10 protein-coding genes are annotated in these 12821 nt (G+C 56.5%); 1 reads left to right on the top strand and 9 read right to left on the bottom strand.

All coding sequences use genetic code 11. The features are described 5' to 3' along the window. Positions 1-10: 10 nt before the first annotated feature. Positions 11-1885 carry an LTA synthase family protein gene (locus G7064_RS03365; RefSeq protein WP_166072452.1) on the bottom strand — a complete coding sequence of 625 codons (1875 nt, stop codon included), beginning with the start codon at positions 1883-1885 and terminating at the stop codon, positions 11-13. Between the two features lie 239 nt (positions 1886-2124). Here G7064_RS03365 and G7064_RS03360 point away from each other — a divergent pair, with 239 nt between their 5' ends. Then, a complete protein-coding gene (locus G7064_RS03360) occupies positions 2125-4314 on the top strand; it encodes a glutamine synthetase III (RefSeq protein WP_133272597.1) in 2190 nt (729 codons plus the stop codon). A 357-nt stretch (positions 4315-4671) separates the two neighbouring features. Here G7064_RS03360 and G7064_RS03355 read toward each other — a convergent pair whose 3' ends face one another. From G7064_RS03355 to G7064_RS03320, 8 genes are all read right to left on the bottom strand, one after another. Next, a complete protein-coding gene (locus G7064_RS03355; protein ID WP_166072451.1) occupies positions 4672-5958 on the bottom strand; it encodes a lanthionine synthetase LanC family protein in 1287 nt (428 codons plus the stop codon). A 59-nt stretch (positions 5959-6017) separates the two neighbouring features. Next, a complete protein-coding gene (locus G7064_RS03350) occupies positions 6018-6998 on the bottom strand; it encodes a T3SS effector HopA1 family protein (protein ID WP_166072450.1) in 981 nt (326 codons plus the stop codon). Positions 6999-7012: 14 nt separating this feature from the next. Next, positions 7013-7255 carry a hypothetical protein gene (locus G7064_RS03345; protein ID WP_166072449.1) on the bottom strand — a complete coding sequence of 81 codons (243 nt, stop codon included), beginning with the start codon at positions 7253-7255 and terminating at the stop codon, positions 7013-7015. A gap of 5 nt (positions 7256-7260) precedes the next feature. Beyond that, complete coding sequence (locus G7064_RS03340) at positions 7261-8136, bottom strand: phosphotransferase family protein (RefSeq protein ID WP_166072448.1); 876 nt, start codon at positions 8134-8136, stop codon at positions 7261-7263. A gap of 79 nt (positions 8137-8215) precedes the next feature. Further along, positions 8216-9085 carry a hypothetical protein gene (locus G7064_RS03335; protein WP_166072447.1) on the bottom strand — a complete coding sequence of 290 codons (870 nt, stop codon included), beginning with the start codon at positions 9083-9085 and terminating at the stop codon, positions 8216-8218. A 50-nt stretch (positions 9086-9135) separates the two neighbouring features. Next, complete coding sequence (locus G7064_RS03330) at positions 9136-10695, bottom strand: S8 family serine peptidase (protein ID WP_166072446.1); 1560 nt, start codon at positions 10693-10695, stop codon at positions 9136-9138. A gap of 12 nt (positions 10696-10707) precedes the next feature. Further along, positions 10708-11067: a protease pro-enzyme activation domain-containing protein gene (locus G7064_RS03325; protein WP_166072445.1), complete on the bottom strand. Its 360-nt coding sequence runs from the start codon at positions 11065-11067 to the stop codon at positions 10708-10710. A 545-nt stretch (positions 11068-11612) separates the two neighbouring features. Then, positions 11613-12788, bottom strand: coding sequence for an ATP-binding protein (locus tag G7064_RS03320; RefSeq protein WP_205711168.1), 1176 nt, complete (start codon positions 12786-12788; stop codon positions 11613-11615). Positions 12789-12821 lie beyond the last annotated feature (33 nt).

Raw genomic sequence — 12821 nt, 5'->3', positions numbered from 1 at the left:
GATTATTAGTTTACTTCTGAAGATAATCCTCAAACGATAGTTGCTGATACGCCTGACCCTGTTGCACCTGGGCCTCTGGCACCCCGGCATCACGCGAAATCACGCGCCGCGCGACATGGTCGTAAGTGACGGCGCCAGTGGGGGTAAGCATCCCGAAACCATCGTTGAAGTTATAAAACGCAAAGGATTTGCCCCCCGGCCGTAGCAAGTCGCGGCCCCAGGCGTACTCTTTGGTTGGCAGGCTAAGTTGAGCGAGTAAGGTAGTAGCCACGTCGGTTTGCGCGCCAAATTCAGCTATAACGCGGCCCCGCACTTCCGGGCGCAACGCCCCCCCAGCGAGCACCAGCGGAATATGGAATTTGGCCGGACTTTCATTGGCGGAATTGCCGGGCAACGGGTGGCCGTGGTCCGCCACCATCACCACCAACGTATTGTCCCACCAGGGCTGCTGGCTGGCTTGGCGTAGGAAGCGGCCCAGCGCCCAATCGGTATAATACACGGAGTTACGAAACAGGGCCGTTTCGCTGGTGCCAGGGAATTTCGGCGGAATCGGAATCTCGAAGGGCTCGTGGCTGCTGAGGGTGAAAGCCGTGAGAAAGAAAGGCTGGGTGGTGGCCGCCTTTTGATTTAAATCAGTGAGGATTCGGTTGAAAAGGATGTGGTCGTGGGCGCCCCATTTCGAGTTTTGCTCTTGGGGGGCAAAATCCGTGCGCTCGGTAAGCTGGTCGTAGCCCGCGGCCACGAGGTAGCTTTTCATGTTGGCAAAGGCTAGCTCGCCCCCATAATAATAGGAGCTGCGGTAGCCGGCCTGCTTGAAGGAGCGCGCCAAATGGGGGAGGCGTTCGGTTTTGCGCGGTACCTTAATAATGCTGCCCGTTGGCTGGTTGGGGTAGCCGCTGAGCAGCGCCACAAGACCTTTCTGGCTTCGGTCGCCGCTGGCGTACAAATTGGTAAAAACTACGCCGGTGCGGGCCAGGCTGTCCAGAGTGGGCGTCACGCCTCGCTCGCCGCCCGTGCTGGCTACAAACTTGGCCGTGAAGCTTTCCAAGATGATAAACAGCACATTAGGCCGTGAAGTCCGCAGGATATTGTAGCGGCCAGAGTTAGCGGCTGCTACGGTAGCTGGCGCGGTATAAAGCTGCTTGACGAGGCGCTGAGCCGTGGAATCGGGCATAAACCGGTACGGATTCGGGCCACTGTTCTTGAGCAGCAGCGAGTTCAGCACGTTCCAGGGCACATTTACGGCCGCGTGGTTGGCGAAGGGCTGACTGGAAAAATACACGTCGCTCTGGTTGATCGGGATTTGCTGCACCCCGCCCCGCATGGGTACCACCAGCAAGGCCAGCAGCAGCAGGCTCACTAGCGCCGCCCGGCCCCGCCCAAACCCAGGTGGCAGCGCGGGCAGACGGCTCACCAGTTTTTTATACAGAACCCAGCCCAGCACCAGCAAACCCCCAAAAATGCCCCCCAGCAGCAGCACGGGCGCACTGCCGGCTGAAGCCACCATTTCCGCCGGCGAGTCAATATACTGTAGCGGAGTAGCATCGAGGCGGAAGCCCCAGGCGCGATACAGCTCTAAGTCGGCCACGGTAAAGACACTGATCACCACACCCATCACCGCGGTGTAGAAGCGAATCACTCGGTCGGTCGGGAAGCGCGGACCGGCCAAATTGCCCCCCAGCAGCAACGCAAACGGTATTATGCACAAATAAGCTGCGGTAGAAGCGTCCAGGCGCAGACCGTAGCCAAAAATGCCCCCCACTGTGCTGAAGGACAGCTCAGCCGTTTTGGCCGAGTGATAGCCCAAGAAAACAGCCCTTACGGCGACGAAAAAGATCAGCCAGAAAAAAAAATACCACGGCTGGAAGGCAAAGCGGTTTCTCACGCCGCAAAGGTAGCGCAGTGAGGCGAGGTTGAAACTACAGAAGGCAGCCTCTCGCCAATGATGCGGACTATCATTACCCACTTGGCGACATTTTTCAATTAGTAATTAAATAATTGGGTCATTTAGCTGAAAACTGACTAAATATTTCTGATATGCCCTAAATTTTTAAGGGTATTTGGAAAATAATAGCTAGTTGATCTACATTTGCCTTATTAATACTAACCCCGCTTATACTTTACATGGCAATTCTCCGCTTTAAAGCCCTCGAACTTGTAGATCAGCGTCGACCCGTGACGGTTGTTCAGTCTGGGGAGCGTCGTTCCGATACATTCGGCCGTAACGTGTTCAATCTGGATGCAATGCGCGCCACGATGCCGGGCGAGTATTTTAAAAAGCTACAATCGGCTGTCAAGCAAGGCACGCCCGTAGAGCGCAGCGTGGCCGACGCCGTGGCTTCAGCCATGAAAACATGGGCGATGGCCAAGGGTGCTACCCACTACACGCACTGGTTTCAGCCCCTCACCGGTGCTACCGCCGAAAAGCACGACTCGTTTTTCGACCTGAACTCCGACGGTCGTCCGATTGAAAACTTCAAGGGCTCAGCGTTGGTGCAGCAGGAGCCGGATGCGTCGAGTTTCCCCAGTGGTGGTATCCGCAATACCTTTGAGGCACGCGGCTATACTGCCTGGGACCCAACTTCCCCGGCCTTTATTATCGAAACTGCTGGTGCCAAAACGCTGTGTATCCCCACTATTTTCGTGGCCTACACCGGCGAAGCACTCGATTACAAAGCGCCGCTGCTTAAATCACTGGCTATTCTCGAGCAGGCCGCGGTTGATGTTTGTCAGTACTTCGACAAAGACGTAAATCGGGTAAATACCACCCTGGGCATTGAGCAGGAATACTTCCTCGTCGATAAGGCTCTCTATGATGCCCGCCCAGACCTGGTAATGACCGGCCGCACCCTCTTTGGGCACGCGCCCGCTAAAGGCCAGCAGCTGGAAGACCATTACTTTGGCTCGATCCCCAGCCGGGTGCACGCCTTCATGCTCGACTACGAGGAAGAAGCCAACCGCCTAGGCATTCCATTGAGAACGCGCCACAACGAGGTAGCACCCAACCAGTTTGAGTGCGCTCCCACGTTTGAGGACGCCAACCTAGCCGTCGATCACAACCAGCTCCTGATGGATATCATGGAGCGTGTGGCCGAGCAGCACAACTTCAAGGTGCTGCTGCACGAGAAGCCTTTTGCTGGGGTAAACGGCTCAGGCAAGCACAACAACTGGGCGATGAGCACCGATACAGGCGTAAACCTGCTGGCTCCCGGTCGTCGTCCGAAAGAAAACCTTCAGTTCTTGGCTTTCTTTATTACAACCATCAAGGCCGTGCATCGCTACGCCGATTTGCTGCGCGCCAGCATCGCCTCGGCCTCCAATGATCACCGCCTAGGTGCCAACGAAGCACCTCCGGCTATCATGTCGGTGTTTGTAGGTTCGCAATTGAACTCCGTATTAGATGAGCTAGAGCGCACGGCCAAATTGCCGCTTGATAAGGGCGACAATATTTACCTGAAGCTTGGTATCGATAAGATTCCAGCTATTCTACTCGACAATACCGACCGTAACCGTACTTCGCCATTTGCCTTTACCGGCAACAAGTTTGAGCTGCGCGCTGTGGGTTCCTCAGCCAACTGCTCCTCGGCAATGACGGTGCTCAACACCATCGTGGCTGAGCAGCTCATTGACTTCAAAGAGTCGGTAGATGAGCTAATTGAGCAGGGCAAGAAGAAGGAAGTAGCTATTGTGGAGGTGTTGCGCGAGTACGTGATTTCTTCCAAAGCTATTCGTTTCGAAGGCAATGGCTACTCGCAGGAGTGGGAAGACGAAGCCAATCGTCGGGGCCTGGCCAATGTGCGCACCACCCCGTTAGCTCTCGATGCTCTGATTCGCGAAGATGCCGCTGATCTGTTTGGTCGTCACCGCATTTTCTCGCCCGTAGAGCTGCACGCCCGCCACGAGATCTTGCTGGAGGATTATATCAAGAAAATCCAGATTGAGAGCCGTACGATGGGCGACTTGGCTATCAACCACGTCATTCCAACTGCTTTAGCTTATCAAACCAAGCTAATAACTAATATCCGTGGTCTGCGCGAGCTGGGCCTCGATGATGAGTTCTCGCAGGTGACGGTGGACACTATCAAAGCCATTTCGCGCCACATCTCTACTATCAAAACCACCGTGGATGAAATGGTAGAGCGCCGCAAAAGAGTTAATAAAATTGAAGACACCCGCGACCGAGCTATTGCTTACTGCGACGAGGTGAAAACATGTTTCGACGCCATTCGCCGCTCCACTGACAAGCTGGAGCTAATGGTGGCCGATGAGGACTGGCCGCTGGTAAAGTACCGCGAACTGATGTTCCGGCACTAAGCCCAGCGAACAGGATCGGACCGGAGTTGGGTGGGAATTTTCTCCGGTTCCGAGACTAGTAAAAAAGCCGTTTCCGGGTGGGAAGCGGCTTTTTTGTTTGGGTGCCTAGCCAAGACTAATAAGAATCGTGTTTACGGCATGTACGGGCCATTTCGGGTAACTATATCAATCTGGAGTTACCACAACAATGATAGTGGGAGAACAGAGATTGCCAGTGTATAAACCCTCTCTCATAGGGTCGTGACTAGTATCCAAATCCTTATTTCGATTGGTCGCTCAGCGAGCATTATTACGCGACACGTAAAGGTGACGGGCTTGACTTTGGGTCCTTCGAAAAGTTGAGCTGGGGGCAGCGACTCACCTCAGTAACAGCACAGATGGATACACATGGGGATTAGTGAGTCGTAGGTAGAAATACCCAATGCCGGCTAAGCCGAGCATAAAGTCGGGCAGCTGATAAGCGTTATACAATCCAGTGGCCCATAATTCCGTCGTTCGATAGCGTTCCTGACCTTCCCGGCCGATAGCCGCTGTCTGCTGCTGGTACTGGGCAAGGGCTAAGACGTCGGCGGCCTCCAGCAACACATCGGCATTCCCACTCAGCCCGTGACAGAGCGAAAAATTCTGCTGCTGGTCCCAGCTTGAATGCGCAGCGGTGGTTTTTACGGCGGTTATGGCCTCCGCCTTCAGAGCCGGATGAAGCGTTAGTTCATAGCCGCGGAGGCGAGACAGCGCAATGCCGGGTGCCCCGTGGCACCACGCACACGAGCAAGGGGAGCCAGCCGCATATCCGCCGCCCTGGGCCGGATCTTGGGTATCTGTTAGCCGGAAATCGGGCCAGTTTTGCTGTTGCTGGTCGAAAAAACTATTCTCGTAGCGCAGCCCCTGGAAGGCGGCTTCCTGATAGACTGGGTTCTGCGTGAAGGCGTACGCTTCCAGCAGCGCATTCACAATCCCAGCTACCCCATGGGCAAAGCCTGTGAGGTTGGGATGGTCCCCGCCAGTGATGGTGTTCCAGGACCAGCCCCGCACTGACTGTTGGGCCTTGGAAACCAACTGATCGGCCAGCTGTACAATAAAGGAACGAAGGGCAGGGTAGGGGTATTCTCTTTCCAGTTGGATGAGCGCCGGAATAGCCCCCGCGGCCCCATCCACTACGTCGAGGCCGGTAAGGTGCAGGTCTAAGCTTGTGACGTGCTCCAGCAACTGGCGCCCCTCTAGTAAGGTCTTCTCATCGTGGAGCCACTGGCCCGCACGAATGGCGGCATAGGCCACGCCCGTGCGGCCGACAAAGAACCCCAGCGCCGCCTGGGGGGCAATTCGGTGGGCGGTAAGCAGGGCATTGCGCAAGGTGCCAAGGGCGATTTGGCGAAATAAGGCGTCGTTGGTCGCATGGCCGAGGGCGGCTAAAAAAAAGCCTACCCCCGCCGCGCCACCGTAAAAATCCGCTTCGAGCGCTTTAAAATAAGGTTTAGGGTAGGTAAAGGCGGGGTCATTGGTCGAGGTCAGGAAGTTGCAGCGGTCACCGTGCCAGATAGCGTCGCGGCACAGGCTCCGGCCGATATCGGCCGCTGTTTCGAGGAACGCCCCGCTAGCGGGCGTAGTAGCTGGGTTGGCCTGAGCAGTAGATAAGGCGGTTTCCATAACGCGGTATAGCACCCATGAGTAGAGAAAGAGAACAGATAATTGCGGTGCTGGTGAGGCTAGGCGAAAGCCGCCGGAAAATGGTAAGGATAGTAGGATCGAGGATTAAGATAGGGGTGCTCCAACGAAAGTCCAACCTGCTCAAAGACCGCCTGCACGCGCTCGGCATAGTGGCTGGAGGGAAGCTGGGCCTCTACCGCGTTGGCAATGCCTTGGGCCAGCAGCCCACACCGACTGGTGCCAAAGCTTTCGTTGGGGTTGGGCGGGCTTTCTGCGAAAGCAATACCGGGCATCAAGCATCGGGTAAATAGCGGCACGGAGGAACGCAAGTGGGGGGCAAAATGGCTCACATCATCGGCCAGTAGCTGAAGCACGAAGCTTACCAAAGGCTTTTGGAGGTAGAGCACCGCCGAATCGTTGCGGCCGTAGAGGTCAGAGCGATTAAGGCATTTGAACTGGAACGGTACCCGATACGCATTGAGCGTCTGCGTTATCCAAGCAGTCAGCGGAGCGGCCCCGTCGGCGGTCAGGTGGAAGTAAATGCGGGTTTGAAGTGCTATCGAATCGTCACCTGGTGTTTGGCCGAAGACAAAATAAAAACCGCTCTTAGCGTCCCGGTGTTCGGCGCGGGCGAGTAGCCGAAGAACGTCCCCCGGTTGCACGGGGCCCCGCTTCGGGGTGTCGAACACGTATTCGCCCGGATACAGCATGCGCTTCTGATTGCCTTTGGTAGCGTACGCAACCCCCGCTTGGTCGACCTCTTCCACAGCCCACGGCAGGTCGAAGCGCTCGGTAGAGTGATTATGACGACGTAAGCGCTCCTCAAACGATAGATCGGGTGCCGCCTCGGGTAAAGCACCTGGCGCATCGTCGGCGTGGTAGAAATGCTGGTACAACACCCCGGCCAGGGTGGGGCGTAGGGTATCCGGTGCAAAGTCAACCGGCGTTGGCACCCGCGCGATCTTGATTTGTCGTTGGGCCGAATCAATCCGAACACTGCCCAGAATAGTGTCAAGTTGGTGCTGGTAGGAGGTCGCCATAGCAGGAAGAAAGGTTACAGTCCCAGGACCTGCCGAATGACCTCATAGGGTGAGCGGAGCATATTCAGGCTAAGCTGCAGCAGGCGGGCACTGTGGGGCGGCATGGCTGGGGCTTGTTGAATGCTTTCGTAGCAGGTATGAATCAGTTTCAGCGCACAGTAGCCCACGGTTTTTTGCAAGTTCTGGCGCGTTTCTTCGGCCGACCACCGCATGCGCTGCGCGTATACTTCCCAGAACTGCCGAATGGAAGGCTGCATAGATTCTAAGGAGAAGCCGTAGGTATTGCTAGCAGCAGGGGACTGGGCCGCTTGGGGGAGAGGGGTTCGTTCACTACCCAGTAGAAAAGATAGCTTTGAAATACCGCGGCCACATCCCAGCAAGGGTCACCAATATCGGCGGTTTCCCAATCGATGAGCCGCAAATCGTAGCGATTCGTTTGCAGGGCGTCCCGATGAATCAAGAAGTTAGCTGGCTTTATATCGCCGTGCGTCAGACTGCTGATCTGCCACTTGTCGCGCACGGCCTGCAGCCGCTGCATGTAGTCGTGGTTGTGCGTGATCAGGTGAATCATCTGCCGTTCCGCTTCGCTTTGCTGAGAGTTGTAGTTGGCGAAGTTGGAGGCACTCCATACGAACACTACCGGTGGCTGCCGCCGAAACAGCCGGAAGCTGGGCAAATCCTGATCGGCGGTAATGGTGCGTTGGTGAAACGAGCTGAGTAGCTCGGCCTGCTGGGTGGCCAGCGGAAGTGGAAACTGCCGCTCTTGTAAGTAGAAGTCGTGGAGATTAATGCTTCCGGGTACCGCCTCGGTGATGAGAATGTGATTGGGGTGATCAAACTCAATAAAGCGGGGCAAAAAGGTGTTAAGCTGTGCATACGCCGCTTCGTTGTTGGCCAACCAATAGCAGGTGGCTTCGGTGCGGAGCGTTTGCGTTTTCTCCTGATCCCAATTCTGCACCTGCTTGACAAACAACGCCCGATCTGCCCCATCATTGGGTTCACTATCCCGATTAATCAGGTAGTTAGCGTTGCGGCTGGATGTCTGGTGCGCCGTAAACGTGCCGTCCAGAATGGCATCAGGAGTGAGATACCCTTTGTCCAGTAAATAATAGGCGATGTTAAATCCAGTTAGCAGCATGCACGGGAAGAGCAAGAAAAAGGGCGAGCATTGGTGATCGGTACCAATACTCGCCCTTTTTAAGTTAAAGATTAGTACATCATATAGGGATTGAAAGTCCCGTAGTAGCCGCCCATGTTAGGGTCGCCTTGCCCACCCATAAAGCCGCCGCCTGGCTGAGCGATAGTGCCCCCCCCAATTGTCCCTGTTGGCCCAGTGATAGTACCTGTGGGGCCCGTAATGGTAATTGTAATGGGGGGCGTGAGGTGAACTGGCAGGGTATGCCGCCGCATATAATCGGGTGGCAGGTTTGCGGCCCGCACAAAGTTCTTAAGCAGGTTTGCGGCCCACAGGCCGTTCTCAGGCAGGTGACTGGCCCACAGGCGGTTCTCAGGCAGGTGAGAGGTCTGCATATCGTCCGGACCGAGGTCTGCAACACCGGCCCCGGACAGTTGGGGCCAATCACCGTCCGGACGGGTTGTACGCACTGAATGGCCGGTACCGTCGCCATGAACTGTCCGCCGCCTTGGCCACCACCCGCGGGTTCGAACTGGCCGCCGAAAGCTCCTGCGCCGCCCATGGCATCGTAGCCCCCACCCATGGCATCATAGCCCCCACCGTATTGGGTAGCGTATTGCTGCATCAGGTCACCTTCCAGGAAGGTGGTTCTCGGGCGGTTCGCCGCTTTGGGGTCGCCATAGGTGACCACCACATCGGAGCGGAGCCAGAGCTTGCTGCCCCCCAGCGGCGAGTCGGCCTCGCTTAACTTCACGGCATGTACAATCGCGTCTTCCGGCACTTCCACGAAGTTGTTCAAACTTTCGTCGGAGTATACCCGAAGGTGGCCGTTCTCCGACGATCGACCGATAAAGCCTTGCAACAGCGTCAATTGGTCCGTACTGCGTAGGTCGGGCCGTACCTGCTCAATCCATTCGTCGTACTCGAACCTGCTTTGTTCTTGGTTTTCCATGGCATATATAGTTTGAAGTTGGGAATAGAAATACTGCTGTCGGGAGGTAGTTAATGACTGATTCCCAGCAGCATGTCTTCAAAAGCTTGGTACTCGTCCATCGTCAGCTTGCCCGTTGCCAACAGCGTCGATGGATCGGCCGGCGTCGTAAGGGGCGCTACCCCGGTACCTGGGGGCAACACTACCGCCCGCAGGCGGGCAAGCATGGTCGCTTTGTGAGCATCGGCTAGCCCGGCCCCGGTGGCTAGGTCGGGGCCAACCCCCGCGACCCCGCCGGTGCGGGGATGGCTGCTGCCCAGGGTCACGTCGATGGCCGTACGCTGGAGAATGGCGCGGGCATCGGCCAGCGTGAGCGAGCTGTTGGCCTGCTTCATGAGTGCACAGATGCCTGCCAGCTGGGGGGCAGCGGCCGAAGTGCCACTAAAAGCGGCCCACCCATCGTAGGATAACGTCTGGTCCCTGGCGGGATGGACGCCGCCCGCGCCGCCCGTGTCAATCTGATTCCTGGGCTCTACCGGCAGCATGATGTACGCGCCATGGGGTTGCATGCCCACCAAGCCGGACACATCCGGCACGGTGCGACCTGGAAAAACCAAGCTGGCAAATCCGCTGGCGTAGTCACTGGCTCTAAGCGAGCCGTCTGGCTGTAGGAAAACGCCCCCCGCGGCAATCACATCCGGATGCTGGCCGGGAAAACCAAAGTGACCGTTCCCGCCCGAGCAGACGACGATGATTCCGCGCCGCACCGCGTCGGCAACTGCGGCAGCCAAAACGTTGTCGTCGGAGCGGAGCGGACCAGTTTGGATATCAGACCCCCAACTGCAGGAAATAATGTGCGGATTCAGGGCGACGGCGGCCTGGAAGGCGCCAGCCGAATCCACAAAACTCATCTTGACCATGGTAAAAGCCACATCCGGGGCGACAGCCAACAGGTTGGCTGACTCGCCCGTGCCGTGGCCATTTTCGTCGTGTTCGGGGGCGGATGCGCCCGGGCCGAGCACCACCGGGTTGATCCGGTAGCCCCGGGCAACGAAGTAGGGGTGCTGGTACCAACCCGAATCGACCATTACCGCATGGATGCCCCGGCCCGTAAATCCGGCGCGGTGGGCGCGGTCGGCATTGAGCCCGAGCGATACGTCGCCGGGGATCCGTAGGTGCCAGTAGCCTACTGGCGGCGCGAATTTGTTGGCGAAGTAGTAAACCGGACGGTTCAGTGATACCCCTTCGAGCACGTCCGCGAAAGGACTGCCCGCAGGGTCGATCAGGCCGGGCACATCCGTGCTAGGCGAGTCGAACATCTCCGCCGTGGTCTCCTTGCCTTCTTCCTTCACGACGGGCTCCTCGCGGCGCGTAATCTTGGTTTTGAAGGCTGTTTCGTATACCTCAACGGGCGCCGCAATAGCGATAGTGGTAGGGCTGACTTGTAGCACGTTGAACCCACTGGCCTGTAGCTGCTGCACGGCCTGAGCCGTCAGCTCTTTCTCGGATCGAAAGGCCTGCACGGTCTGGGGCCGAATCTCGTTCGGGTGCGCGCTGAATAACGATTTACCACCAATGGAATGCACGGAAGCATGGGCAAACAAAACTTTGCTTTTCGTTACTTTAGCCATGATGCTAACCGCTTAGTTAAAGTACTGGCGTGGTTCGGCAAATACGATTGTCTGCACGCAGGATGGTGCCGTGGCCGGGAGATGGGCTGGGTGGTCGGGTCGGTAATACGTTTGACCACCCTGCTCATAAGCGCTCAGGTGGACGCCAAAAACGGATTCGAACTGTTGTTTTGAACCAGATATAGAGAGCGAAATACCAGCCTGTTCAACGCGAAAGCCCGCTTTTTTCATAAAGTCTACGGCCTGCTCTATCGCGGCCTTGCCAGGGCGTACCTCGTCTACTTGCGCGCTGGTGGCCGTCGTGCTGGCTGCCGATTGACCTGACGGGGCTTGTAGCACTACCTGAGCATATACCCGTTCCGTTGATTCCATAGCTGGCGTTCGCTAGCGGCCTGGTGCAATGACTCTGTAAATTCAGGTGATTGGCTTGTAACTATTTGATCATCGAGCGGCTGATATTTTTTGTAGGGCTAGTGGCTTATATAACTAAACTCCGCAGGTGTCGCCCCGGGGTTATGGTTTGGCTATTTACCCCCAGAAACAACCGCTGCATCACGCCCGGGAGCAGCAGCAGAAAGGAGCCCACTTCCTTTCGGAATTTGCCCCCGGTAGGCTTCTAAGCTACGGCAGGAGTGGCGGCGTTGCATCAGTGCCAACACTGAAATCACTGAAATTGTGGGGCTGCAAAGCTGGCAGACATTGCTCGGAGCCAGATCTGGTGGATCCAGTATCGTACGCTCAGCCCCTGGGTTTGCTTATGCTGCAACGTAGTCGGCGGGTTCACCTGGTGATGCATGAATGTCCTAGCAGCTCTCGCTTTCCCATCACGTAGGGAATGCCGGTTCGTGGCGCTGGCCGGGGAAGCGGCACTCGGCGGGCTTAGCTTCCAATCAAATGGTAGCCGATGCATCTAGAACTTATACTACTTTTCCTTCTTTCGCGTACTCCCGCAGAATACCCTTCTCTAAGTGCTGGAGCGTGAGAAGATTGCTTTTATCCGCCAGGGCATCGATCGCGCAGTAGTGGGCCACGTTCACAATACCGGCACCCGTGAGTTCGTAGCGCGCCGCCACCTGCAGCCAGTCAATATCATCGGCTATCTGAAGCTGAGGCGGGAAGGTGCTGCGCCAAATGCGGTGCCTTTCCTCAACGCGGGGCATTGGGAAGTGAATAATCGTCTGGAACCGGCGCACAAACGCGTCGTCGATGTTACCGCGTTGATTGGTCGCCAATATGATGAGGCCATTGTAGCTCTCAATGCGTTGCAGCAAGTAGGCCACTTCCTGGTTGGCGTACTTATCATGCGCATCCCGAATGTCGGTTCGCTTGCCGAAGAGGGCATCGGCCTCATCGAAGAATAAGATCCAATCTTTGTTTTCAGCCTTCGCAAAAAGGGTGGCCAGATTCTTCTCCGTCTCGCCGATATACTTGGATACCAGACGGGACAAGTCAATGCGGAAAACGTCTTTATTGGTGCTTTTCCCCAGCAGGATGGCAGTTAACGTTTTGCCGGTGCCGGGTGGCCCGTAGAAAAGGGCGCGAAAGCCGGGTTTGATTTTTTTGCGCATGCCCCACTTATGCAGGAGTGTTTCGCTGTGCGTAATCCAGTGCCGAATTTCCTGAATCTGCTGCAGCGTATTTGGATGGAGCACTAGGTCATCCCACTCCATTTCCGTACGAATGTGCTCGGCCGGAAATTCCATACTAAACCGGGGCGGGCTGACGGTGCCCGTTATGAGCAACTCCATAACTTCCGAATCTGGGATAAGGCGGCCACTCAGGTGCGGTTCGCCCGGCTTCAGATCTTCCAAGGCAATGATGTGTTCTCGGGCAAAGAAATGTTTTGGGTTAAATAAGTCGTACAGCGCCAGGCGCTTTTCTAGGTCATTGCCGGCCAAAATATACAGCGCCGTTTCGCCCGTTGGCAGCAGGCCGCGGTGGTTGGCACCCCTCACGCCCCCAAACTCCGGAAACTCTCCACCCTCTGGCAGGCAGTCACGGATTAGTGCATCGAAAAAACCCGGCTGTAGATGCGAGGCCAGCGCTATCATTAAATAGAGCAGCTCGACTTCGCTAAGCTGGGTCTGGGCCACTAGGGAGGTGAAAACCGTGGCTTCGTTGGCATT

Origin of the sequence: Hymenobacter sp. HDW8, assembly GCF_011305775.1 — a bacterium.
In the GTDB taxonomy this organism is placed as follows: Bacteria; Bacteroidota; Bacteroidia; order Cytophagales; family Hymenobacteraceae; genus Hymenobacter; species Hymenobacter radiodurans.
This window is presented reverse-complemented; position numbering and strand designations above follow the sequence as displayed.